At 68.8% G+C, this 21,950-nt stretch carries 22 protein-coding genes; 19 read left to right on the top strand and 3 right to left on the bottom strand.

Annotated elements, in window-relative coordinates; all coding sequences use genetic code 11:
• Positions 1-66: 66 nt before the first annotated feature.
• Both K0H49_RS02155 and K0H49_RS02150 read right to left on the bottom strand, forming a co-directional pair.
• A complete protein-coding gene (locus K0H49_RS02155) occupies positions 67-531 on the bottom strand; it encodes a hypothetical protein (protein ID WP_219209510.1) in 465 nt (154 codons plus the stop codon).
• Between the two features lie 193 nt (positions 532-724).
• On the bottom strand, positions 725-1,819 hold the full coding sequence (locus K0H49_RS02150; protein WP_219209509.1) for a LacI family DNA-binding transcriptional regulator: 1,095 nt from the start codon (positions 1,817-1,819) through the stop codon (positions 725-727).
• Between the two features lie 94 nt (positions 1,820-1,913).
• On the opposite strand from K0H49_RS02150, the gene K0H49_RS02145 reads away from it, so the two are divergent.
• From K0H49_RS02145 to K0H49_RS02105, 9 genes are all read left to right on the top strand, one after another.
• Positions 1,914-2,903, top strand: a complete 990-nt coding sequence (locus K0H49_RS02145; protein ID WP_219209508.1) for a Bug family tripartite tricarboxylate transporter substrate binding protein — start codon at positions 1,914-1,916, stop codon at positions 2,901-2,903.
• Between the two features lie 390 nt (positions 2,904-3,293).
• Positions 3,294-4,703, top strand: coding sequence for an ATP-binding protein (locus tag K0H49_RS02140; protein ID WP_219209507.1), 1,410 nt, complete (start codon positions 3,294-3,296; stop codon positions 4,701-4,703).
• 1 nt (position 4,704) lies between these two features.
• A complete protein-coding gene (locus tag K0H49_RS02135) occupies positions 4,705-5,064 on the top strand; it encodes a response regulator (RefSeq protein WP_219209506.1) in 360 nt (119 codons plus the stop codon).
• A gap of 107 nt (positions 5,065-5,171) precedes the next feature.
• Positions 5,172-6,485, top strand: coding sequence for an ATP-binding protein (locus tag K0H49_RS02130; protein WP_219209505.1), 1,314 nt, complete (start codon positions 5,172-5,174; stop codon positions 6,483-6,485).
• On the top strand, positions 6,482-6,952 hold the full coding sequence (locus K0H49_RS02125) for an ATP-binding protein (RefSeq protein WP_219209504.1): 471 nt from the start codon (positions 6,482-6,484) through the stop codon (positions 6,950-6,952). Before K0H49_RS02130 ends, K0H49_RS02125 begins: the two co-directional genes overlap by 4 nt.
• A 26-nt stretch (positions 6,953-6,978) precedes the next feature.
• On the top strand, positions 6,979-7,323 hold the full coding sequence (locus K0H49_RS02120) for an STAS domain-containing protein (protein WP_219209503.1): 345 nt from the start codon (positions 6,979-6,981) through the stop codon (positions 7,321-7,323).
• Positions 7,320-8,207, top strand: a complete 888-nt coding sequence (locus K0H49_RS02115; RefSeq protein WP_219209502.1) for a patatin-like phospholipase family protein — start codon at positions 7,320-7,322, stop codon at positions 8,205-8,207. Before K0H49_RS02120 ends, K0H49_RS02115 begins: the two co-directional genes overlap by 4 nt.
• A 31-nt stretch (positions 8,208-8,238) precedes the next feature.
• Positions 8,239-9,438, top strand: coding sequence for a PP2C family protein-serine/threonine phosphatase (locus tag K0H49_RS02110; RefSeq protein ID WP_219209501.1), 1,200 nt, complete (start codon positions 8,239-8,241; stop codon positions 9,436-9,438).
• Positions 9,439-9,470: 32 nt separating this feature from the next.
• Positions 9,471-9,974: a GNAT family N-acetyltransferase gene (locus K0H49_RS02105; RefSeq protein WP_219209500.1), complete on the top strand. Its 504-nt coding sequence runs from the start codon at positions 9,471-9,473 to the stop codon at positions 9,972-9,974.
• Positions 9,975-10,016: 42 nt separating this feature from the next.
• On the opposite strand, the gene K0H49_RS30460 is transcribed toward K0H49_RS02105, so the two are convergent.
• Positions 10,017-10,595, bottom strand: coding sequence for a hypothetical protein (locus K0H49_RS30460; protein WP_257624561.1), 579 nt, complete (start codon positions 10,593-10,595; stop codon positions 10,017-10,019).
• 235 nt (positions 10,596-10,830) lie between these two features.
• Between K0H49_RS30460 and K0H49_RS02095 the strand changes: the two genes are divergently transcribed.
• The 10 genes from K0H49_RS02095 to K0H49_RS02050 all read left to right on the top strand — a co-directional run bounded on the left by K0H49_RS02095 (position 10,831) and on the right by K0H49_RS02050 (position 21,949).
• Entirely contained in the window at positions 10,831-12,426 is a 1,596-nt protein-coding gene (locus K0H49_RS02095; protein WP_219209499.1) for a methyltransferase regulatory domain-containing protein, read from the top strand.
• A 157-nt stretch (positions 12,427-12,583) separates the two neighbouring features.
• Positions 12,584-14,203: a gamma-glutamyltransferase gene (gene ggt, locus K0H49_RS02090; RefSeq protein WP_257624701.1), complete on the top strand. Its 1,620-nt coding sequence runs from the start codon at positions 12,584-12,586 to the stop codon at positions 14,201-14,203.
• A 52-nt stretch (positions 14,204-14,255) separates the two neighbouring features.
• Positions 14,256-14,996, top strand: a complete 741-nt coding sequence (locus tag K0H49_RS02085; protein WP_219209497.1) for a pseudouridine synthase — start codon at positions 14,256-14,258, stop codon at positions 14,994-14,996.
• Between the two features lie 110 nt (positions 14,997-15,106).
• Entirely contained in the window at positions 15,107-16,105 is a 999-nt protein-coding gene (locus K0H49_RS02080) for a YncE family protein (RefSeq protein WP_219209496.1), read from the top strand.
• The gene (locus K0H49_RS02075) at positions 16,092-16,898 is read left to right on the top strand and encodes a polysaccharide deacetylase family protein (RefSeq protein WP_219209495.1); all 807 of its coding nucleotides are present in this window, start codon (positions 16,092-16,094) and stop codon (positions 16,896-16,898) included. The genes K0H49_RS02080 and K0H49_RS02075 overlap by 14 nt, the downstream gene beginning before the upstream one ends.
• A 28-nt stretch (positions 16,899-16,926) precedes the next feature.
• Positions 16,927-17,898, top strand: a complete 972-nt coding sequence (locus K0H49_RS02070; protein WP_219209494.1) for a sterol desaturase family protein — start codon at positions 16,927-16,929, stop codon at positions 17,896-17,898.
• Between the two features lie 58 nt (positions 17,899-17,956).
• Positions 17,957-18,817 (top strand): EI24 domain-containing protein, encoded by an 861-nt coding sequence (locus K0H49_RS02065; RefSeq protein ID WP_219209493.1) that lies wholly within the window; start codon positions 17,957-17,959, stop codon positions 18,815-18,817.
• Between the two features lie 13 nt (positions 18,818-18,830).
• Positions 18,831-19,631: a competence/damage-inducible protein A gene (locus K0H49_RS02060; protein ID WP_219209492.1), complete on the top strand. Its 801-nt coding sequence runs from the start codon at positions 18,831-18,833 to the stop codon at positions 19,629-19,631.
• A 150-nt stretch (positions 19,632-19,781) separates the two neighbouring features.
• A complete protein-coding gene (gene glnA, locus K0H49_RS02055) occupies positions 19,782-21,197 on the top strand; it encodes a type I glutamate--ammonia ligase (protein ID WP_219209491.1) in 1,416 nt (471 codons plus the stop codon).
• A gap of 248 nt (positions 21,198-21,445) precedes the next feature.
• Positions 21,446-21,949, top strand: coding sequence for a hypothetical protein (locus tag K0H49_RS02050; protein ID WP_219209490.1), 504 nt, complete (start codon positions 21,446-21,448; stop codon positions 21,947-21,949).
• Position 21,950: the final 1 nt, after the last annotated feature.

Here is a 21,950-nt window from a genome sequence, read left to right as displayed (position 1 = left end):
AGCAGGAAGGTACGGGGACGCGCGCGCGAAGCCGGCGCCGGGCCAGCTCGGCGTGACGCGGCCCGCTCACTCCGGGTCGAGGGAGGTATCGAGCGATGTGGCGCGCCCGTTGCGCCGCGACCAGGCGCGTTGCACCAGCAGACCGATCAGCAGCGCTGCCGCCGAGGAGCTCGCCACGCTGCCCGAGCTGGTGAGCAGGGACACCAGGCTGTCGACGGTCTCGACGCTGACCTGCTGGGCATGATGGACCAGCGCCACCAGGTCGGCCGGATGGACGTTCTGAAGGTCGTCGGCGCGCACGCGGAGCTCGTGCCCCGCCGTGCGAAAGCGGATCTTCGCGAAGACGCCGTTGGCGATCGCCACCAGAGACAGGATGCCCAGCGGCTTGAGCAGCGTTTCGAGCAGGTGGCAGCGCGCTTCCATCGGCGCCGATTCATAGACCTGCGCCACCAGCGCGGGAATCGCCATGTCGGACGCCGGCGCCTGGCCTGCAGGCGATGGGGCCCCCAGGGGTGTTGCAATGGATGTCATGCGCTCTCCTGTTCTTGCGACATCCGCCGGCGCGTGCCGGCCGAATACCGAGGATGACGACAGATGTTCGCCCGGCAAGGCGGCCGTCTTGATGACAGCGCTGTAAAGCCTCGGTGACTTTACGCAATCGGATGTGTTGCGGGGACGAAGGCGCTGCCACGCCGCCTCCGTCGCCAGGCGACGCGGCGGAGGCTCAGGCTGAATCGCGCAGGACCAGCTGGAACGGCTGTTCGAAGCCACGGCCGGGCCGGTTCGCATCGGGGCCGTCCAGGCGGGCGATCAGCAGATCGGCCGCGAAGCGGCCCATGGCCTGCTCGGATCGGCGCACGGTGGTCAGTGCCGGAAGCAGCAACTGCGCGGCCGGGATGTCGTCGAAGCCGGCCACCGCGACGTCCTCGGGAATGCGTCGTCCCGCCGTGCGCAGCGCGGCCATGGCACCGATGGCCAGCAGGTCGTTGGCCGCGAACACCGCGCTGTAGGGAAAGTCGCCGGCGAGTTCGGCCGCCATGGCGCGCGCGCCCGCGGCCTGCGTGAAATCGTCGACCGCGATGAAGCAGGGGGACAGCCTGGCCTTTCGCATCGCTGCCTGGAAGCCGCGTTGGCGCTCCGCACCCGGCCCCATCGGGCAGGACAGCATGGCGATGCGCTCGTGCCCCTTGTCGATCAGCACCTGCGTCATGGCCTTCGCCGCCGCCGCGTTGTCGATGTAGACCTTGTCGATCTCGCCCGACGGCTTGTAGGCCTGGCTCACCACCTGGACGATGGCCATGCCGCCGCGCACGGTCTCGAGCAACTCGGCTTCGTCGACGTGGAAGAACGTCGCCAGCACGCCGTCGACATGTCCCTGCGCGAGCCACTGGAGCGCCCGGCGTTCGCGCTCGGGCGTGCCGTCGGTGTCGAAGATCATGGTGTCGTATCCGGCCGCATCGGCGGCGGACTGGAAGCCCCGTATCAGCGCCGGATAGGTCGGGTTCGTGATGTCCGGCACGATGCAGGCCAGCGTGTGCGTGCGCGCGGACTGCAGATTGCGGGCCATCCGGTTGGGCACATAGCCGAGCCGTTGCGCGGCCTGCAGGATGCGTTGGCGCGCGTCTTCGGACACCGTGCAGGGCTCCACGCGATTGAGCACCAGGGACACGGCGGTCTGCGACATGCCCGTGGCGACGGCGATGTCGCGCTGCGTGGGACGTCGGGTCGGCGTGCGCGGCGGCTTGGGCTTGCCGCCGGTAGCGGCCGGCGCAGCAGGGGGCGCGGCGGCCTTGGGGGTGCTGGTTTTTGGATTCTTCATGCTGAATATCAATCCATAATTCGCATTATGGTGCGCTCGATGTGAGCGTCGTGGCCTCGGATGGGATGATGCCCGCAAGAACGAGGATTTCTCCATGAACATCTCACGTCGTGCGTTCACCCTGTCGGGGCTGAGCGCATCGTCGCTCGTGGCCACGCCGTCCCTTCATGCCCAATCCCGTGCCGGCCACCTCACCCTTCTTGTCGCGCAGCCCGCCGGTGGCATCACGGATGTCTTTGCGCGCGCCGTCGCGCCCGCGCTCGGGCGCGGCTTGGGGCGCGTCGCGGTGGTCGAGAACATCGCCGGGGCCAGCGGCTCCATTGCCGCCCATCGGCTGCTGGCGGCCGCGCCCGATGGTTCCACGCTCTTCGTCGGATCGCCCTCCGAGACCGTGCTGGCGCCGCTGACCCTGCGCGCGGTCCGGTACAAGGCCAGCGATTTCCGGCTCCTGGGTTTGCTCAACGATTCGCCGCTGGCGCTGTATGCGCGCAGCGACCTGCCCGCCGACAACCTGGACGAACTCGTCGCCTTGTCGCGCGAGGGCGTCGGCCGGCCGCTGAGCTACGGCAGCACGGGGCAGGGTTCCCTGTTCCACCTGGTGACGCAGAAGCTGCTCTGGGCCACGGGTGCGCGGGCCATGCACGTGCCCTACCGCGGCGGCGTGCCGCTGCTGACGGACCTGCAGGGCGGGGTGATCGACTTCACCATGCTGCCCGTGGATGCGCTGCTGGGCAGCATGGTCGCCGGCGGCCGGATGAAGGTGCTGGGCGTCACGTCCGCGCGGCGCCTCGGGCGCTTCCCTGTCGCCCCGACCTTCGACGAAAGCCGGTCGGCCCCCGCCTTCGGCCGGCCCGGCATCTGGGTCGGCCTGCTGATCCCGGCTGTAACGAGCGAAGGTGTCAGCCAGCAGCTGCACAAGGTGGTCGCGGACGCGCTGGATCACCCGGACGTCCGCAAGGCCATCGATGTCGCGGGGGGGAGCGTCCCGTCACCGATGTCCCTCGCCGACGCTGCACGCTTCTACGCGACGGACGTCGTGAAGCTGCAGGCCTTGGCAGCGGCCGCGCGCATCGAGCCGCTGTAGGCGACGGGCCAGGCTCGGCGCTGTCGGGGCCACCGCAGCCGCCATCGCATGCCGCTTTTCGCGGCCTGCGACGCCCCTATGTCCGCGTGTCCGCGCTCCAGCCGATACCCCTTGCGCTGCGCGCCCCCCGAGAGCCGATGCATGCGGCCGACCGGTCTTGTCCGGCGCGTTTTGCGCCAGCCCTTCCCGCGTGCTTCAAGCCGAAAAAAACAACTTTGCCAACCAAAAGTAATACGTATTAAAATCCGGCCGCCCCACCACACGCCCAGGGCCATGCCGGGTCGCAATTGCGTGGGCTCGAGGGGAGAGTGAGCGCCGGACGAACCGCATTCGCAGGTTCTGAGCGGCACCCCCAAGACGCCATCCCGCCGATCCGCACAGAGTTTTTTCTTGAACACCGCCTCGCACGACCTGCCTTTCCCGCGCGCACCGCAGCGCGTGCACCCGACCGTGCGCCTGGACTACGGGCTGCGCGTGGTCGGGCACGGATTCTTCGGCGCCGTGGCGCTGGCGGTGCTGCAACTGCGGGCCATGCCCATCGGCGTCGTGGTGCTGATGTGCGGCATCGCCTTGCTGTGGCCGCACCTGGCCTATCAGGTCGCGAGCCGTGCGCGCGACAGCAAGGCGGCCGAGCGGCGCAACCTGCTGGTCGACAGCGTCCTCATGGGCGTGTTCACGTCGCTGACCGGCCTGGACCCGTGGATCTGCGTGGTGTCCTTCACCGCCATCAACGCCGCCAATCTGAGCATCGGCGGGCTGCGGCTGGGCCTGATGGGGGCCGGGTGCTTCGTGCTGGGCATCCTGGGCGCGGGACTGCACACCGGCTTCGAGGTGTTGCCGGTTCCGCTGCTGGCGCAGGCGATGACGGCGCTGGCCGTCGTCACCTACACGGCCGCCTTCGGCCTGGCCTCCCATTTCCAGACGCGCCAGGCCATCCGCGCCAAGCGCGCCGTTCACGCGCGCAACCAGGTCATCGAGCAGCAGAAGGCCGACCTCGAGCTGGCCAGGGTCGCCGCGGAGCAGGCCCGGACGATCGCCGAGCGGGCCCGTGAGCAGGCCGAGACGGCCAACCTCACCAAAAGCACCTTTCTGGCCAACATGAGTCACGAGTTGCGCACGCCGCTCAATGCGGTGATCGGCTACACCGAGATGCTGGAGGAGGACTTCGCGGCGCGCGGCGACCACGCCGCCCCGCTGGCCGACCTGGGCCGCATCAAGGGGGCCGCGCGGCATCTGCTGCAGATGATCAACGACGTGCTCGACCTCTCAAAGATCGAGGCCGACAGGATGGAGCTGCACGTCGAGTCCTTCGACCTGGCCGAACTGCTGGACCAGGTGGTCTCGACCACCCAGCCGCTGGTGGCCGTCAACCGCAACAGCCTGCAGGTCTACCGCGCGCCGGGCCTGGGCCCGCTGCAGTCCGACCTGACGAAGCTGCGCCAGGTGCTGATCAACCTGGTGTCGAATGCGGCCAAGTTCACCAGCGACGGCGCGATCGTGATCGCGGCCGCCGGCGGTCTCGACGCGCGTGGCGAGCCCACGGTGGTCTTCGAGGTCAGCGACACCGGGATCGGCATGACGCCCTCGCAGCTGGGCCGGCTGTTCCAGCCTTTCGTGCAGGCCGATGCCGAGACGACGCGCAAGTACGGCGGCACGGGGTTGGGACTGGCCATCAGCCGGCGCCTGTGTCGGCTGCTGGGCGGCGACGTGAGCGCCATCAGCACGCCGGGCACGGGCAGCCTGTTCTGCGCGACGGTGCGCGCGCAACTGCCGGTCGTCGCCAGAGAGCGCGTGGATTGACATGCCGAAGATCCTGCTGGTCGAGGACAACGAACTCAACCGGGACATGCTGTCCCGCCGGCTGTGGCGGCGCGGCTACGAGGTGGTGATGGCACTCGACGGCGCGCAAGCCCTGAGCCTGGCCGCGAGCGCCGGGCCGGCACTGATCCTGATGGACATGAGCCTGCCGATCATGGACGGCTGGGAGGCCACGCGCCGGTTGAAGGCCATCCCGGATCTGCGATCGATCCCGGTGATCGCGCTCACCGCCCACGCGATGGAGGGCGACCGCCAGCGCGCGCTGGACGCAGGCTGCGACGATTTCGACACCAAGCCGATCGACCTCGAGCGCCTGGTGGCGAAGATCGAAGGACTGCTGTGACGGCGTCGCCTGGCCTGCCTGTGGCGGGCGTCGACAGGGTGCCGGAAGCGCCGGGCGCGGACGGCAGGGCGTCACCCAGGCAACGACATCTCTACGGCGGGGTCCGGGTGAACTACCCGGTGCGCATCGGCGCCCACCTGGCCGCCGCGCTGCTGCTCGGCTCGGTCTTCACCACGCGCCCGCCGGCGGCGCTGTGGTGTGCGCTGGTGGTCATGCTGGCCTGGCCGCATGTGGCCTACCGGCTGAGCTGCCGGGCCGTCGACAGCCGGCGCAGCGAGATGCGCGCGCTGCTCGTCGATTCATTCCTCATCGGTGCCTACGGCGGCCTCTCGGGCTTCAATCTCTGGATCATCGTCGCGCTGGGCGGCGCGATGCACGCCTCCAACGTCGGGTCGGGTGGTGTGCGGCATGCGTTGCGCGGCCTGCTGGCCATGGGCCTGGGGGTGGTGGCGGGGGCCGCCGCCACCGGCTTCGAAGTGCGACCCGACACCTCGCTGCTGACCATCGCGCTGTCGGCCGCGGCGGCGATGCTCTACCTGTCGCTCTTCGGCCACGCGGTGCACTCCGAATCGCTGCGCACCGCCAGGGCGCGCGCCGCATTGGAGGAGCGCAACCGCGAGATCGAGGCCCAGGCCGTGCATCTCGAACAGGCGCGGCAGCTGGCGGAGCAGGCCCACAAGGCCAAGAGCGCCTTCCTGGCGAACATGAGCCACGAGCTGCGAACGCCGCTCAATGCCGTGATCGGCTATGCCGAACTGCTCGACGAGGAACTGGCCGACAGCACGCCCCCGGCGGCGCGGGCCGATCTGGGGCGCATCAAGCATGCGGCGAAGGAACTGCTGTCGATGATCAACGCCGTGCTGGACCTGACCCGGCTCGACGCCGACAAGCTCCAGCTCCACCCCGAGGACTGCGACCTGCGCGGCCTGCTGGCCTCGGTCGAGGCCGCCGTGCAGCCGCTGCTGGGCGCCAACGGCAATCGCCTGCAGGTCGACGTGGCGCCGGGCCTGGCGCTGATCCATGTGGATGCGCAGCGCCTGCGGCAGGTGCTGATCGCGCTGGTGTCGAACGCGGCCAAGTTCACGACCCACGGCCACGTGCGGCTGCATGTGTCGGTGCATGAGCGGCCAGCCGGCGATCGGGACGTGCGCTTCGATGTCGAGGACACCGGCATCGGCCTCACGTCCGGGGAGATCGACCGGCTGTTCCAGCCCTTCCTGCAGGCCGACGAGGGCAGCACGCGTGCCTTCGGCGGCAGCGGCCTGGGCCTGGCGATCAGCCGCCGCCTGTGCCGCCTGATGGGCGGCGACATCACGGTCCGCAGCACGCCCGGCGCGGGCTCCTGCTTCAGCGTCTGGCTGCCGCAGCCCGGCAGGCCGAGAGACGACGCGTCCGGCCCCCGATCCGGAGGCGTCGCATGACGGCCCCCCGCACCGGACCCGCGGGCGCGTCCGATCGCATCGCCTGCGACGCGACGCTGGCCAGGCTGCCCTTGCTGCTGGGCCTGGTGGCCGCCGTGTGCCGTCGCGAGCAGATCGACGAGCCGGCGCGCCACGACCTTCGGCTCATCGCCGAGGAAGCCTGCGTCAACGTCATGCACCACGCCTATCCGGCAGGTCAGGGCGGCCCGATGGCGCTCGAGGTCCGCATGGTGCGCGACGGCGGCCCGCGCCGCATCGTGCTGAGCGTCGAGGACCAGGGACGACCCTTCGACCCGCTGTCGGTCGCCCCGGTCGAGACCGCCGCGGCGGCCGAGGCAAGGGTGCCGGGCGGCCTGGGCGTGCACCTGATCCGGCAGCTGTCCGACCGCCAGCACTACCAGCGCCATCCGCTGCGCGGCAACGTCCTCACCGTCGAGAAATACCTGATGCCGCCGGCATCCCGTTGACACCCATGGACTCCAGGAGAACGCGCTTGCAAATCGCCACCACCCCCCACGGCACCATCCTCGTCCTGGCCATCACCGGCAGCGTGGACAGCCTCAACGCCGACGAGCTGACCCAACGCTTCGCGGAATCGATCGCCCAGGGCCAGGTGCGCCTGGTCGCCGACTTCGCGCTGGTGAACTACACCAGCAGCGCCGGGCTGCGGTCCTTGCTGGGCACCGTCAAGAGCTGCCGTCTGGCCGGGGGCGATCTGCGCATCGCCGCGGTGCAGCCGCAGGTCCGGCGCGTGCTCGAGATCGCGGGCTTCACCAGCATCCTCCAGCTCTTCCCCGACGTGCGCCACGCGGTGGAGAGCTTCACGGAGCTCGCATGAAGCGCGAACCGCTCCAGGGGCCGGCGGTGACGCTGGTGATCGGCTCGGGCAGTGTCAAGTGCGCGGCCTCCATCGGCGTGGTCAAGGCGCTGACCGAGGCCGGCATCGGCATCGATCGCGTGGTCGGTTGCAGCGGCGGTGCGCTGTTCGCGGCCGGCGTCGCGCTCGGCTTCGACGCGCCCCGGATGACGGACATCACGCTGCGCACCTGGACCCGCAAGATGACCTCGAAGCGCAACCACATGGGCTTCCTGCGGCTGCTGGCGCCCCGGCTGTTCGGTTTGCGCGCGGACAACTTCGGCCTGCGCGACGATGCGCCGATGGTCGCCGCCTTCCACGAGGTCTTCGGGCAGCGGCGCATCGAGGACACACCGATTCCGCTGCACATCACGGCCACCGACTTCATGAACGGCGAGCTGGTCGACATCACGCGCGGCGACATGGTCGATGCGATCCGCGCCAGCGTCTCGCTGCCGCTGGCCTTCGCGCCGGTGAAGCTGGGCGGCCGGCTGCTGGTCGACGGCTACATGGCCGACCCGCTGCCGGTCAGCGTGGCGATGAAGAACGGCAGCCGCGTGATCGTCGCGGTCGGCTTCGACAGCCCTTACCAGGAGAACATCCGCAGTGCCGGTCGCTTCGCGGCCCAGCTCAGCGCGATCCTGGCGAACAACCTGCTGCACTCGCGCCTGGCTTTCCAGAGCGCGGCACACCATTCCGAGATGATCCTGATCCTGCCGCAGTTCAAGCAGCGCGTGCGCCTGTTCGACACCGACAAGGTGCCCTACATCATCGAGGAAGGCGAGCAGGCCGCCCTGCAGCAGCTGCCCTACCTGCGCGCGCTGCTCGACGCGGACCGCGAACGCCTCAACGCGGTCGCGGCGTGAGCGCGTGGCCGGCAACGAGGGGACCCATCGCATGATGCCCACGCCCATGGCGCCTGCAGAGCGCCCGATGCGCATCCTGGTGGTGGACGATCTGGAGATCAATCGCGATCTGCTGTCGCGCCGCGTCCAGCGTCTGGGCCACGAGGCCGGCCTGGCCGTCAACGGACGCGATGCGCTGGAGAAGCTGCGCGAGCAGGCTTGGGACCTGGTGCTGCTCGACATCACCATGCCCGAGATGGACGGCTACGAGACGCTGCGGCACATCCGCGCTGCGCCCGCGTCGGCGCAACTGCCGGTGGTGATGGTCTCGGCCATCGACGAGAGCGACAGCGTGGTGCGTTGTCTGGAACTCGGCGCCGACGACTACCTGCCCAAGCCCTTCAACCCGGTGGTGCTGCAGGCGCGCATCGAATCGTCGCTGGCGAAGAAACGGCTGCAGGACCACAAGAGCCAGCTGCTGCAGGCGTTGTCGCGCGAACTGCAGATCGGCCAGCGCATCCAGCAGGGCTTCCTGCCGGCCGCGTTGCCGAGCCTGGCGGGGTGGTCGCTGGGCGCCTGCTGCACGCCGGCCCGGCAGGTCGGCGGCGACTTCTACGACGCCTATGCCTTGCCGGGCGGGGCGCTGGCCTTCGTGGTCGCCGACGTCTGCGACAAGGGGGTCGGCGCGGCGCTCTACATGGCGCTGTTCCGTACGCTGCTGCGGGCCATGGCCAGCCAGGCGACGCCCGACGAGGCGCTGCCCGCCACGCTGGTGCGCAGCGTGGCTTTCGTCAACGACTACATCGCCACGGTGCACGGCCATGAAAACATGTTCGCCACCTTGTTCTTCGCCATCCTGGCACCCGGAAGCGGGCGCATGCACTACCTCAATGCCGGCCATGAAGCACCCTTTGTCCAGGCGGCGGACGGCGGCGGCGCGCTGCGGCTCGGCATCACCGGGCCGGCCGTGGGCCTGCTGCCCGGCAAGCGTTGCGCCGTGCAGACCCTGACGCTGCCGCCGGGCGCCCGGCTGCTGCTGTACACCGACGGCGTGACCGAGGCGCAGGGCGCTTCGGGGCCGTATGGCGAAGAGGCGCTCGGGCAGGCGCTGGCGCGGCCGGCCGCGTCCGCGCAGGCCGTGGTCGACGCCGTGTGCACGCAGCTGGCGGTGCATGTGGGCGTGTTCGAGCCGCACGACGACGTGACGCTGCTCTGCCTGGTGCATGAACCGCCTGGCGTTGCCGGGCCCTGACCTTTTCGAGAATTCACCCCGAGTGCGCCACCATGAAATCACCCGTTCGACCCATCGTCTTCGTCCGTCGCGTGCGCTCGGAAGACGCGCAGACCATGCAGGAATTCCTGCTGGGGCTGAGCGCGCCGTCGCGGCGAAATCGCTTCCATGGCGGCGTGAGCGGCGCGTCGCCCAAGCTGGTGGCCTACCTGGTCAACGCCGATGGCATCCGGCATGCGGCCTGGGTGGCCTGCACCTGGGGCCGCCACGGCGAGGAGATCGTCGGCGAGGCCGGCTGGTTCGTCGCGGACCCCGAGCGCGGCAGCGCCGAACTGGCCCTGAGCGTGCTCGACGGATGGCAGGGCTCGGGGGTCGCGAACCGCTTGATGGCGGTGCTCGTGGCCGGCGCGCGCAATGCCGGCCTGCGCCATCTCTACGGCGACGTGCTCGACGTCAACCTGCGGATGCTGGCCTTCATGCGCAAGCACGGGCTGGAGGCCGGATTCGACGAGCCGCCCGACCGGGGTGTCGAGCGGGTCAGTTGCCGGCTGAACTGAGCGGCCATGGACGCCCGCTGGCAACGCGCCGCAGTGGCCCGCCTACCAGCGCCGTGCGCGTCTTCCGGCCCGCCTCGTGACGCCGGCCCGCTGTGGCGGACGAGGGGAGGGCGTCACGCCTGTCCTGAGCCGCGGTGTGTCGCGCAGGCCGACCTGCAAGGCCTGGCTTCGGGCCTCGGCCGCCAGAGCCGTGCCGATCGGTCGGCTCCCGCGGCGCACCGCCCGCACGACGATCGGCAGGGCCGCAGCGGGATGCGCCGCCTCGAAGCGCTGTTCCTTCTTGCGCAGGTAGTGCATGAGCACATGCGAGGCCATGTTGATGCCCAGGGTGCCGAAGGCGGCCGGCAGGATGTAGAGCGCAATCGAGAGTTCCGATGCGAAGACCCGATCGTCGGCCAGCGAGGGCGTGGCCAGGGCGGCGCTCGACAGCGCGCGCAGCAGCACCAGGTCCACGCTGGCCATCGCCACCAGCAGCAGGCCGAAGACGAGCACGGTCGTCTTCGAGAACGCGCGCCGCACGAACAGCGTGAAGAAGATGGCGCTCGGCAGCACGAGCGAGAACGAGACGAGCGCCCAGAAGCGGAACTCCGTGAAGATGGTGGCGTTCGTGCTGCTCAGCATGGCCGGCTCGCAAGGCGGTGTCGGAATGCGTCGGGCCACCCCGCCAGGGCACGGGGCGCGTGTGGGCTTTCGTGCATGCAGAGAGTGGGCCACCGGGCGGGCGCCTGAAGTTGTCCGCGCGGTAAATGGGCTGTAAACGAAAGCATCGGTTGGTGACGCAGCGGGCCTCGCGACGGCGGGGGGCTGCCGCTATAGTGCGCGGATTCCAGATTGATTCATTCAACGGAGGAGACCCATGCCGGACGACCTGACCACCGTGCTCACCGACTACTACGATGCGGTGCCCTACGACTCCCATCCGTTTCCGCAGACCGCGGCGGAGCATCTGGAAGCGCTGGCCTTCCTGTTCGGGCTCGAGAGCCGGCCGCCGGCGCAGGCGCGGGTGCTGGAGCTGGGCTGTGCGTCGGGCGGCAATCTGCTGCCCTTCGCCGCGCGCCATCCACAAAGCAGTGCCCTGGGCGTGGACCTCTCCAGCGTGCAGGTGGCCCAGGGCGTGCAGGCGATCGGCCGGGCTCGGCTCGGCAATGTCGAGTTGCGGGCCTTCGACATCTCCGAGATCGATGCCTCCTTCGGCCAGTTCGACTACATCATCTGCCATGGCGTCTACAGCTGGGTGCCGCCGTCGGTGCAGGACGCGATCCTGCGCGTGTGCTCCGAGAACCTCGCACCCCACGGCGTGGCCTACGTCAGCTACAACGTCTACCCGGGCTGGAAGGCGCGCGAGATCGTGCGCGACGCGATGATCCTGCGCGGCGGGCCGCGCGAACTGCCGGCGGAGAAGCTGGCCTACGCACGCGGCATGCTCGACTTCCTCGAGGCATCGGCGCGCCCCGACAGCGTGCTCAAGAAGACGCTCGAGGAGACGATGCCGATCGTGCGCACGCAGAACAGCTCCTATCTCATTCACGAGTTCCTCGAGCCCTGCAACGCGCCGTGCTACTTCAAGCAGTTCGTCGAGCGCGCCGAGCACCACGGACTGGCCTACCTTGCCGATGCCGAGCCCTCGACCATGTTCGTGCAGAACTACGCAGAGAAGGTGCGCGAGCCCTTGCTGCGCGAATGCGGCGGCAGCCAGCTCATGATCGAGCAGTACCTCGACTTCCTGGTCAACCGCACCTTCCGCCAGACGCTGCTGGTCAAGCAGGCGCGCGCCGGCGGCATCCGCTACGGCATCGACGCCGCGCGCCTGCGTGCGCTGTCCTATGCGGGCGTGTTCCGGCCCGACGACGGCGCGGCCATCGCGCTCGACGGGCCCGAGCAGCGCTGCACCGCGATCCGCAACATCAAGGTCAGCTTGCGGGTGCCGCTGCACAAGGTCGTGGCGCAGGTGCTCGACCGGCACTATCCCGCTGCGGTGCCGCCCGAAGTGCTGGTCGCCGAGGCGTGCCGCCACACCGGTGCGCCGGCGGCCCAGGTCGAGGCGCTGGTGATGGCGCTGCTCGAGGAGCTGCTGATCCTGGGCGCGGTGCGCATTCGGCTCAGCCCGATCGAACTGGCGGCGCAGGTCTCGGCGCGGCCGCGCGCGCTGCCCGCGGTGCGGCTGGACCCGGGCCTGCCGCTCGCGGCGGGGCCCTCGGCCATCGTCTGCAACCTCTGGCACGAGCAGGTCGCGCTGTCGCCGGTCGAACGCTGTCTGCTGCCGCTGCTCGACGGCGCGCACGACCATGCGGCGCTGGCCGAGCACCTGGTCGGCGAGGCGAGGGCGGACCGCCTGAGCTTCCATGCGGACGGCGCGCCGCTGCGCGACCCCGGTGCCCTGCGCCCCTTCGCCGATGAGCAGGTGGCGCGCGCGCTCGAGGAACTGCGGCGCAAGGGCCTGCTCACCGCCTGAAGTCCCCGTTTTTTTGATCCAACCAGAAGGAAGAGACAACATGACGACACGCCTATGGACTTCCCCGCTGCGCCTCACGGTTGCGGCCGCGGTCGTGCTGGCCGCCGCGGCGCCCCTGCATGCCGCCTCGGTCGCGCCGGTCGCGGCGCCCAACGGCATGGTCGTGACGGCGCAGCACCTGGCCTCGCAGGTCGGTGTCGATGTGCTCCGAAAGGGCGGCAACGCGGTCGACGCGGCGGTCGCCGTGGGCTACGCGCTGGCCGTGGTCTACCCGGCCGCGGGCAACCTCGGCGGCGGCGGCTTCATGACGCTGCAGTTGGCCGACGGCCGCAAGACCTTCCTCGATTTCCGCGAGAAGGCACCGCTGGCGGCCACGGCCAACATGTACCTCGACAAGGAGGGCAACGTCATCAAGGGCCTGAGCACCAATGGCCACCTGGCCGTGGGCGTGCCCGGCACGGTGTCGGGCATGGAGTACGCACGCGAGAAATACGGCACCCTGTCGCGCGCCGCGCTGATCGCGCCCTCGATCGCACTGGCCGAGAAGGGCTTCGCGCTCGACCAGGGCGACATCGACATGTTCCAGACCGCCACCGCCGATTTTCAGAAGGATCCGGTGTCGGGGGCGATCTTCCTCAACAAGGGCCAGCCCTTCGCGGTCGGCCAGAAGCTGGTGCAGAAGGACCTGGCCAAGACCTTGAAGGCGATCAGCGCCAAGGGCACCGACGGCTTCTACAAGGGCTGGGTCGGCAGCGCCATCGTGGCGTCGAGCCAGGCCGGCAAGGGCATCCTCACACAGGCCGACCTCGACCAGTACAAGACGCGCGAGCTGGCGCCGGTGGAATGCGACTACCGCGGCTACCGCGTGGTCTCGGCGCCGCCGCCGAGCTCGGGCGGCGTGGTGATCTGCGAGATGCTCAACATCCTCGAGGGCTACCCGCTCAAGGACCTGGGCTTCCGCTCGGCGCAGTCGGTGCACTACCAGATCGAGGCCATGCGCCATGCCTACGTCGATCGCAACAGCTACCTGGGCGACCCCGATTTCGTGAAGAACCCGCTCGACCGCCTGCTCGACAAGGGCTACGCCGAGAAGATCCGCGCCGTGATCGATCCGAACAAGGCCGGCGTGTCGAAGGACATCAAGCCGGGCGTCGCGCCGCATGAAGGCAGCAACACCACCCACTACTCGATCACCGACCAGTGGGGCAACGCGGCCTCGGTGACCTACACGCTCAACGACTGGTTCGGCGCCAAGGTCACGGCGGCCAAGACCGGCGTGCTGCTCAACAACGAGATGGACGACTTCACCTCGAAGATCGGCGTGCCCAACATGTACGGCCTGGTGCAGGGCGAGGCCAACGCCATCGCCCCGGGCAAGCGCCCGCTGAGCTCGATGAGCCCGACCATCGTGAGCAAGGACGGCAAGCCGGTGTTCGTGGTCGGCACGCCGGGCGGCAGCCGGATCATCACGGCGGTGCTGCACACCATCCTGAACGTGGTCGACTACGGCATGAACGTGCAGGAGGCGGTCGACGCGCCGCGCTTCCACCAGCAATGGCTGCCCGACGTGACCAACGTCGAGACCTTTGCGCTGTCGCCCGATACGCGCAAGATCCTGGTCGACATGGGCCACAACCTGGGCGTGCCGCAGCCGGCCAACCATCTGGCGGCGATCATCGTGGGGGCGCCCTCGCTGGGCGGCAAGCCGGTCGGCAACAATCGCTTCTACGGCGCCAACGATCCGCGGCGCAATTCGGGCCTGGCGCTCGGTTACTGACCCTTCTTTTTCAACTTCTCGACGGCCGCCCCGCGCGGCCGCTTTTCTTTCGATGCATCTGCAGGACATCCTCTACACCCAGGGCTTCGGCACGCGACGCGTCTGCGCCGGCCTGGTCCAGCAAGGTTTCGTGACGGTGGCGGGCGAACCCGTCACCGACGCCGGCCAGGACATCGCCGTGACCGAGGGCATGCCCTTCACCGTACAGGGCACGGCCTGGGAATACCACGACAAGGCCTATGTGCTGCTGCACAAGCCGGCCGGCACCGAGTGCTCGCAGAAGCCCTCGACCTGGCCCAGCATCTACACCCTGCTGCCCTCGCCGCTGCGGCTGCGCCCCAACAAGGGCGCGGTGCAGGGCGTGCAGGCCATCGGCCGGCTCGACCAGGACACCACCGGCCTGCTGCTGCTGACCGACGACGGCCAGTTCATCCACCGCATGGGATCGCCCAAGCACCATGTGCCCAAGGTGTACGAGGTCACGGTCAAGCATCCGCTGGACGAGGCCCAGGTGCAGAAGCTGCTCGACGGCGTGGTGCTCGACGACGATCCGAAGCCGGTGCGCGCCGCGGCCTGCGAGGCGGTCGGGCCGCTGCACCTGCGCCTGACCCTGACCGAAGGCAAGTACCACCAGGTCAAGCGCATGGTCGCGGCCGTGGGCAACCGGGTCGAGGCGCTGCACCGTTCGCGCATCGGCGGCCTGGCGCTGCCCGAGGCCATGGCGCCGGGCCAGTGGCGCTGGCTCACGGCCGAGGAAGTGGAGGCCCTGCGCACCGCCCGATCCAAAGGGTGACGCGCAAAGGGTGACGGAATAGGGGGCGCGGCAGCTTTTTGCGTGCGCGCGGTCAGCCACAGGCAAGGCTGGTACGTTATCGTTCAGACTGCTGTCACGGAAGCTTTCCCTTGCGATTCATTGCACCCCCGACCGGCCGCCTCGCGGCCTTTTTCCTGGCCTGCGCCTTCCAGGTGCTGCCCGCCGCGGCCGCCCCGCCATCGCCGCCCCCGCTGTTCGTCCTGAATTCGCTGGACGCCACGGTCAGCGTGGTGGATCCGCTCACCTGGACCGAGAAGCAGCGCATCCCGACCGGCAAGGAGCCGCACCACATCTACATGACGCCCGACGAGAAGTCGGTCATCGTGGCCAATTCCGCCGGCGACTCGCTGACCTTCCTGAACCCGCGCACGGCCGAAGTGCAGCGCGTGGTCTACGGCATCATCGATCCGTACCAGCTGCAGTTCTCGCGCGACATGAAGTGGTTCGTCACGGCGGCCAACCGCCTGAACCACGTCGACATCTACCGCTGGGACGGCAAGGACCTCAAGCTCGCCAAGCGCATCGTCACCGGCAAGACGCCCAGCCACATCTGGATCGACGCCACCAGCACCATCGCCTACGTGACCATGCAGGACAGCGACGAGCTCATCGCGGTCGACCTGCCCACGCAGACCATCAAGTGGCGCACCGCCACCGGCCCGATGCCGGCGGACATCTTCGGCGTCCACAACGACCGCACGCTGCTGGTCGGCCTGACCGGCAGCGACGGCGTCCAGGTGTTCGACGTGGCCGGCCCGCAGCCCAAGATCGTCGGCAAGATCCCGACCGGCAAGGGCGCGCATGCCTTCCGCTCGGCCGGCGACGGCCTGAGCGTGTTCGTGAGCAACCGCGTGGCCAACACCGTGAGCCGCATCGACCTCAAGACCCTGCAGGTGATCGAGAGCTACGCCGTGCCCGGCGGCCCCGACTGCATGGACCTGTCGGCCGACGGCAAGACGCTCTACGTCACCTCGCGCTGGGCCAAGAAGCTCAGCGTGATCGACCTGGTGAGTCGAAAGGTCGTGCGGCAGGTCAATGTCGGGCGCTCGCCGCATGGCGTGTGGACCCTGGACCATGCCAAGCGCTGAGCGCCTGGCGCGCCGCCGTCTCGTCGCCGGGCTGCTGGCCCTGAGCGTGGCGGGTGGCGCGGTGGCCCAGGCCAGGTGCGAAAAGCCGCTGTACCTGACCTTCGACACCGGCCACATGGGCGTGGCGCCGCTGATTGCCGAGGTGCTCAAGCGCCAGGACGTGCGCGTGACCTTCTTCGGCGCGGCCGAGCGCACGCAGACCGACGGCGACAGCCTCGACAACCACTGGGCGCCCTGGTGGAAGGCGAGGGCGGCCGAGGGCAACGAATTCGCCTCGCACACCTACGACCACGTCTACTGGCGCGGCGACGTGCGCGGCACCGAGCCCCAGTTCCGCGTCCGGCCCTCGGCGGGCGCCCTGGCCGGGCGCGAGTTCACCTGGAGCGCAGCCAAGTACTGCGAGAACATCGCCAAGGCCAGCGAGCGGCTGCAGCACATCACGGGCAAGAAGCCGCTGCCGCTGTTCCGCGCGCCGGGCGGCAAGACCTCGCCCAAGCTGCTGGCGGCCGCCAAGGCCTGCGGTTACGCATACGTGGGCTGGGCGCCCGCGGGCTTCCTGGGCGACGAACTGCCCAGCGAGACCTTCAGCAACGACAAACTGCTGCAGCAGGCGCTCGACAAGATCCGCAGCGGCGACATCCTGCTGGCGCACCTGGGCATCTGGTCGCGCAAGGACCCCTGGGCGCCGGCCGTGCTGGAACCGCTGATCGTCGGCCTCAAGGCCAAGGGCTTCTGCTTCCAGACGCTGCGCCAGCATCCGCAGTACGCTGCCTGGATCGCCTCCCACCCCTGACGCCCCTGAACGCCCGCGTGGACACGGTATGGAATGGTTGACTGATCTTTTTGCCGGCTGCCAGCAATGGCTTTTCGAGGCCGTGGTGCAGCCGCTGGTCTATGCGGTCGGGCTGGGTGGCTGGGTCGAGGACGCCTTCGACGCCACCGGCTGGCTGCTGGTCGGCCTGATCCAGGTCGCCATCCTGATCGCGGTGATCGGGCCGCTGCAGCGCTGGAAGCCGGTCGAGCCGGTGGTGGACCGGCGCGCGATCCGCACCGACGTGCTCTACACGCTGGTCCATCGGCTCGGGCTGTTCCGCCTGGGCATCTTCTTCTTGCTGCAGCCGGTGTTCGACGACGGCCTGGGGCTGCTGCGCGGCGCCGGCTGGGGCTCGCTGCACCTGGACGAGCTCTGGCCCGGCATCACCGACGTGCCCTGGGTCGCGTTCGCGGTGTACCTGGTGGTGCTGGACTTCGTCGAGTACCTGATCCACCGCGGCCAGCATCGCTTCAACTGGTGGTGGAGCCTGCATTCGCTGCACCATTCGCAGCGCCAGATGACCATGTGGAGCGACAACCGCAACCACCTGCTCGACGACGTGATCCACGACGTGATCATCGTCATCGTCGCGCAGCTGATCGGCGTGGCGCCCGGGCAGTTCATCGCCATCGTGGCCTTCACCCAGCTCAGCGAAAGCCTGCAGCATGCCAACCTGCGCTGGAGCTTCGGCGCGATCGGCGAGCGGCTGTGGATCAGCCCGCGCTTCCATCGGCTGCACCATGCGATCGGCATCGGCCACGAATCGAAGGGCCCGCAGACGCTCGGGGGCCACAACTTCGGCGTGCTGCTGCCCTGGTGGGACATGCTGTTTCGCACCGTGAACTTCGAGCCGCGCTACGACGCCACCGGCATCCGCGACCAGGTCGAGCCCGATGCGCAGGGGCGCCTGCGCGACTACGGCAGCGGCTTCTGGTCGCAGCAGTGGCACGGCTTGCGCCGGCTGGTCGGGCGCGGCTGAGGCCACGCCGGCCCGCGTTCGACACGCCGTCGCGCGACGGCGTTATCCTCGGCACCCCATGCCACTTCTTCTCGACTCCTTCTGGCGTGCCGTCGCCTACTGCATGCGGCCCCGGGTGATCCTGCTGTCGCTGCTGCCGCTGGCCCTGATGGTGCTGCTGGCGGCGGGTTTCGGCTACTTCTTCTGGAGCGCCAGCGTGGCCTGGACGCGCGAGGCGCTCGACGCCTGGCCGATGCTGTCGAGTTTCTGGGGCTGGATCGGCGGACTGTTCTCCAGCGACGTGCCGTCGATGCTGGCGCCGCTGGTGGTGATCTTCGCCGCCACGCCGCTGATCGTGCTGGTGTCGCTGCTGATCGTCGCCGGCATGATGGCCGGGCCGCTCACGCGGCTGGTGGCCGAGCGCCGCTTCCCGACCCTGGAGCGCAAGAAGGGCGCGTCCTTCATCGGCAGCGTGCTGCGCTCGCTGGCCTTCACCGTGCTGGCGCTGCTGGCACTGGTGGTGTCGATGCCGCTGTGGCTGATCCCGCCGCTGGTGCTGATCCTGCCGCCGCTGATCTGGGGCTGGCTCACCTACCGCGTGATGAGCTTCGATGCGCTGGCCGAGCATGCCAATCCCGAGGAACGCCAGGCACTGCTGAGCCGGCACCGGCTGCCGCTGCTGACCATCGGCGTGCTGTGCGGCTACCTGGGCGCGGCGCCCAGCATCGTCTGGGCGTCGGGCCTGCTGTTCGCCGCCGCCTTCTTCGTGCTGGTGCCGCTGGCGATCTGGATCTACACGCTGGTGTTCGCCTTCTCCGCCCTGTGGTTCGCGCACTACAGCCTCGACGCGCTGGCCCAGCTGCGGCTCGAGCGCGCGAGCGCCGCGGCGCCCCTTCTTTCCTCCGAAGAGGCCGCGCCAGTGCCCGGCCCTTCTTCCTGATCGGACACCCACCATGAGCCGCAATTTCGGCCTGATCGTCGTCGGCGACGAAATCCTCTCCGGCAAGCGCCTGGACAAGCACATGCCCAAGGTCATCGAGCTGCTGGCCGCACGCGGCCTCTCGCTGGCCTGGGCCGAGTACGTCGGCGATGTGCCCGAGCGCATCACGGCCGCGCTGGCGCGGGCCTTCGCCTCGGGCGACATCGTGTTCTCGACCGGCGGCATCGGCGCGACGCCCGACGACCACACGCGCCAGTGCGCGGCCGCCGCGCTGGGCGTGCCGCTGGTGCTGCATCCCGAGGCCGAGCAGCTGATCCGCGAGCGCATGCAGGACACGGCGCGCGAGCAGGGCACGGTCTACGAACCCGAGCGCCCGGACAACATCCATCGCCTGAACATGGGCGTGTTCCCGGCCACCGCCGAGATCATCCGCAACCCCTACAACAAGATCCCGGGCTTCAGCGTGGGCGACGTGCACTTCGTGCCGGGTTTTCCGGTCATGGCCTGGCCGATGATCGAATCGGTGCTCGACGAGCGCTATGCGCCGCTGTTCGCACAGGGCCAGGCGGCCGAGAAGTCGGTGATCGTGTTCGGCGCCATGGAGGCGACCCTCACGCCGCTGATGCTGGCCATCGAGGCGACCCATGCGGGCGTCAAGGTGTTCAGCCTGCCGAGCGTCGACCATCCCGAGTACGGGCGGCACATCGAACTGGGCGTCAAGGGCGAATCGGTGCGCCTCGAGGCGGCCTATCGCCAGCTGATCGACGGCCTGCACGCTTTTGATGCACGGCTTGGCCCTGAAATGGTGCGTTAGGATGCCTTGCACCAAATTAGCGTGTTTTTCTCTCTCTGACGGGGCGCAAGGCCCGAAAGAGCCGCATTCGGGATGCCCCGCAATGGCACAGAACCTGCATTCCCTTGCGTACGTATTTCCAACCCCTACCCTTTCAACCAGGAGAAATTGATGGCAAAGACCGTCGCCGATGTACTGAAGCTCGTCAAGGAAAACGAGGTCAAGTTCATCGACTTCCGATTCACCGACACCCGCGGCAAAGAGCAGCACGTGACTGTGCCGGTGTCGCATTTCGATGAAGACAAGTTCACTTCGGGTCATGCGTTCGACGGTTCGTCGATCGCAGGTTGGAAGGGCATCGAGGCTTCGGACATGCAGCTCATGCCCGACCCGAACACCGCCAACATCGATCCCTTCTTTGAAGAGACGACGCTGATCCTGACCTGCGACGTGATCGATCCCGCCGACGGCAAGGCCTACGATCGCGATCCGCGCTCGCTGGCCAAGCGCGCCGAGGCGTACATGAAGGCCTCGGGCCTGGGCGACACCGCCTTCTTCGGACCGGAACCCGAATTCTTCGTGTTCGACAGCGTTCGCTGGAAGAACGACATGTCGGGTTGCTTCGTCAAGATCGACTCCGAAGAAGCCTCCTGGAACACCGACAAGGAATACGAGCACGGCAACACGGGTCATCGCCCGGCCGTCAAGGGCGGCTACTTCCCGGTGCCGCCGGTCGACAGCTTCCAGGACATGCGCTCGGAAATGTGCCTGGTGCTCGAAGCCCTGGGCATCCCGGTCGAAGTGCATCACCACGAAGTGGCCAACGCCGGCCAGATGGAACTCGGCACCAAGTTCAGCACGCTGGTCCAGCGCGCCGACTGGGTCCAGCTGCAGAAGTACGTGATCCAGAACGTGGCCCATGCCTACGGCAAGACCGCCACCTTCATGCCCAAGCCCATCGTCGGCGACAACGGCTCGGGCATGCACGTGCACCAGTCGGTCTGGAAGGACGGCAAGAACCTGTTCGCCGGTGACGGCTACGCAGGCCTGTCGGAATTCGCGCTGCACTACATCGGCGGCATCATCAAGCACGCCCGTGCCCTGAACGCCATCACGAACCCCGGCACCAACAGCTACAAGCGCCTGGTGCCCGGCTTCGAAGCCCCGGTGAAGCTGGCCTACTCGGCCAAGAACCGTTCGGCATCGATCCGCATCCCGTTCGTGGCCAACCCCAAGGGCCGTCGCGTCGAGGCACGCTTCCCCGATCCGCTGATGAACCCGTACCTCGGTTTCGCCGCGCTGCTGATGGCCGGTCTCGACGGCGTCGAGAACAAGATCGATCCGGGCGAAGCCGCCACCAAGGACCTGTACCATCTGCCGCCGGAAGAAGACGCGCTGATCCCGACCGTCTGCCACAGCCTCGACCAGGCGCTGGAAGCACTCGACAAGGACCGCGCCTTCCTGACCAAGGGTGGCGTGTTCACCGACTCGTACATCGATGCCTACATCGACCTGAAGATGCAGGAAGTCACGCGCCTGCGCATGGCCACGCACCCGGTCGAATTCGACATGTACTACTCGCTGTAAGAGGCTCGCCCCAGGCTTCGCGCGCTGCGTGTCGCTTCTCCCGCCCCCTGCCGGGGGCGACACCTGAGGACCGGCGTAGCCGGTTCCTCGGTGTTTCACGAAGGGAGCTTGCGCCAGGTGGACGCAGCGCTGGTGATTTGAAAGGACGGCCCCGGCCGTCCTTTTTCATTGGAGGGGAACACCAGGGCAGGGCCTTGCTCGAATTGCATCAAAATGCCCTTTGCTTCGCGCCCAGACTTCCCAGGACCATGAAGAAACTACTTTTCCCACTGCTGTTGATTCTTCCGCCCGCCCTGTTGCCGGCCCAGGCCCAGGAGCGCGTCTGGCGCTGCGGCAACGAATACACCAACAACGCCGCCGATGCGCAGAAGCGCGGCTGCAAGGTCATGGAAGGCGGCAACGTCACCATCGTTCAGGGGGCGCGGCCCCCGGGCGCAGCCGCTTCGTCGGGTGGCGGCGGTGCCGCCCGTGCCCCGGCCGGCAGCCCGCGCGTGGAAGGCACGGAGCAGCGCGCGCGCGATGGCGAGGCCCGCTCGGTGCTCCAGTCGGAGCTGCGCAAGGCGGAGTCGCGCCAGGCCGAACTGCTCAAGGACTACAACAACGGCGAGCCCGAGAAGCAGGGTGGCGAGGCGCGCAACTATCAGAAGTACCTCGACCGCGTGGCCGAGATGAAGGCCGAGATCGCCCGCAACGAGAGTGACATCGCCGGCATCCGCCGCGAGATCGGGCGTCTGCCCGCGGCGGCCAACTGAC

Origin of the sequence: Variovorax boronicumulans, from assembly GCF_019352895.1 — a bacterium.
GTDB classification, from domain to species: Bacteria; Pseudomonadota; Gammaproteobacteria; order Burkholderiales; family Burkholderiaceae_C; genus Variovorax; species Variovorax boronicumulans_A.
This window is presented reverse-complemented; position numbering and strand designations above follow the sequence as displayed.

Excerpts from the sequence above, each read along its gene's own strand:
- K0H49_RS02110 (WP_219209501.1), top strand. The coding sequence starts at position 8,239 with ATGATGCCCACGCCCATGGCGCCTGCAGAGCGCCCGATGCGCATCCTG.
- K0H49_RS30460 (WP_257624561.1), bottom strand. The coding sequence starts at position 10,595 with ATGCTGAGCAGCACGAACGCCACCATCTTCACGGAGTTCCGCTTCTGG.
- K0H49_RS02070 (WP_219209494.1), top strand. The coding sequence starts at position 16,927 with ATGGAATGGTTGACTGATCTTTTTGCCGGCTGCCAGCAATGGCTTTTC.
- ggt (WP_257624701.1), top strand. The coding sequence starts at position 12,584 with ATGGTCGTGACGGCGCAGCACCTGGCCTCGCAGGTCGGTGTCGATGTG.
- K0H49_RS02135 (WP_219209506.1), top strand. The coding sequence starts at position 4,705 with ATGCCGAAGATCCTGCTGGTCGAGGACAACGAACTCAACCGGGACATG.
- K0H49_RS02095 (WP_219209499.1), top strand. The coding sequence starts at position 10,831 with ATGCCGGACGACCTGACCACCGTGCTCACCGACTACTACGATGCGGTG.
- K0H49_RS02065 (WP_219209493.1), top strand. The coding sequence starts at position 17,957 with ATGCCACTTCTTCTCGACTCCTTCTGGCGTGCCGTCGCCTACTGCATG.
- K0H49_RS02155 (WP_219209510.1), bottom strand. The coding sequence starts at position 531 with ATGACATCCATTGCAACACCCCTGGGGGCCCCATCGCCTGCAGGCCAG.
- K0H49_RS02105 (WP_219209500.1), top strand. The coding sequence starts at position 9,471 with ATGAAATCACCCGTTCGACCCATCGTCTTCGTCCGTCGCGTGCGCTCG.
- K0H49_RS02125 (WP_219209504.1), top strand. The coding sequence starts at position 6,482 with ATGACGGCCCCCCGCACCGGACCCGCGGGCGCGTCCGATCGCATCGCC.
- K0H49_RS02085 (WP_219209497.1), top strand. The coding sequence starts at position 14,256 with ATGCATCTGCAGGACATCCTCTACACCCAGGGCTTCGGCACGCGACGC.
- K0H49_RS02150 (WP_219209509.1), bottom strand. The coding sequence starts at position 1,819 with ATGAAGAATCCAAAAACCAGCACCCCCAAGGCCGCCGCGCCCCCTGCT.
- K0H49_RS02075 (WP_219209495.1), top strand. The coding sequence starts at position 16,092 with ATGCCAAGCGCTGAGCGCCTGGCGCGCCGCCGTCTCGTCGCCGGGCTG.
- K0H49_RS02060 (WP_219209492.1), top strand. The coding sequence starts at position 18,831 with ATGAGCCGCAATTTCGGCCTGATCGTCGTCGGCGACGAAATCCTCTCC.
- K0H49_RS02050 (WP_219209490.1), top strand. The coding sequence starts at position 21,446 with ATGAAGAAACTACTTTTCCCACTGCTGTTGATTCTTCCGCCCGCCCTG.
- glnA (WP_219209491.1), top strand. The coding sequence starts at position 19,782 with ATGGCAAAGACCGTCGCCGATGTACTGAAGCTCGTCAAGGAAAACGAG.
- K0H49_RS02145 (WP_219209508.1), top strand. The coding sequence starts at position 1,914 with ATGAACATCTCACGTCGTGCGTTCACCCTGTCGGGGCTGAGCGCATCG.
- K0H49_RS02115 (WP_219209502.1), top strand. The coding sequence starts at position 7,320 with ATGAAGCGCGAACCGCTCCAGGGGCCGGCGGTGACGCTGGTGATCGGC.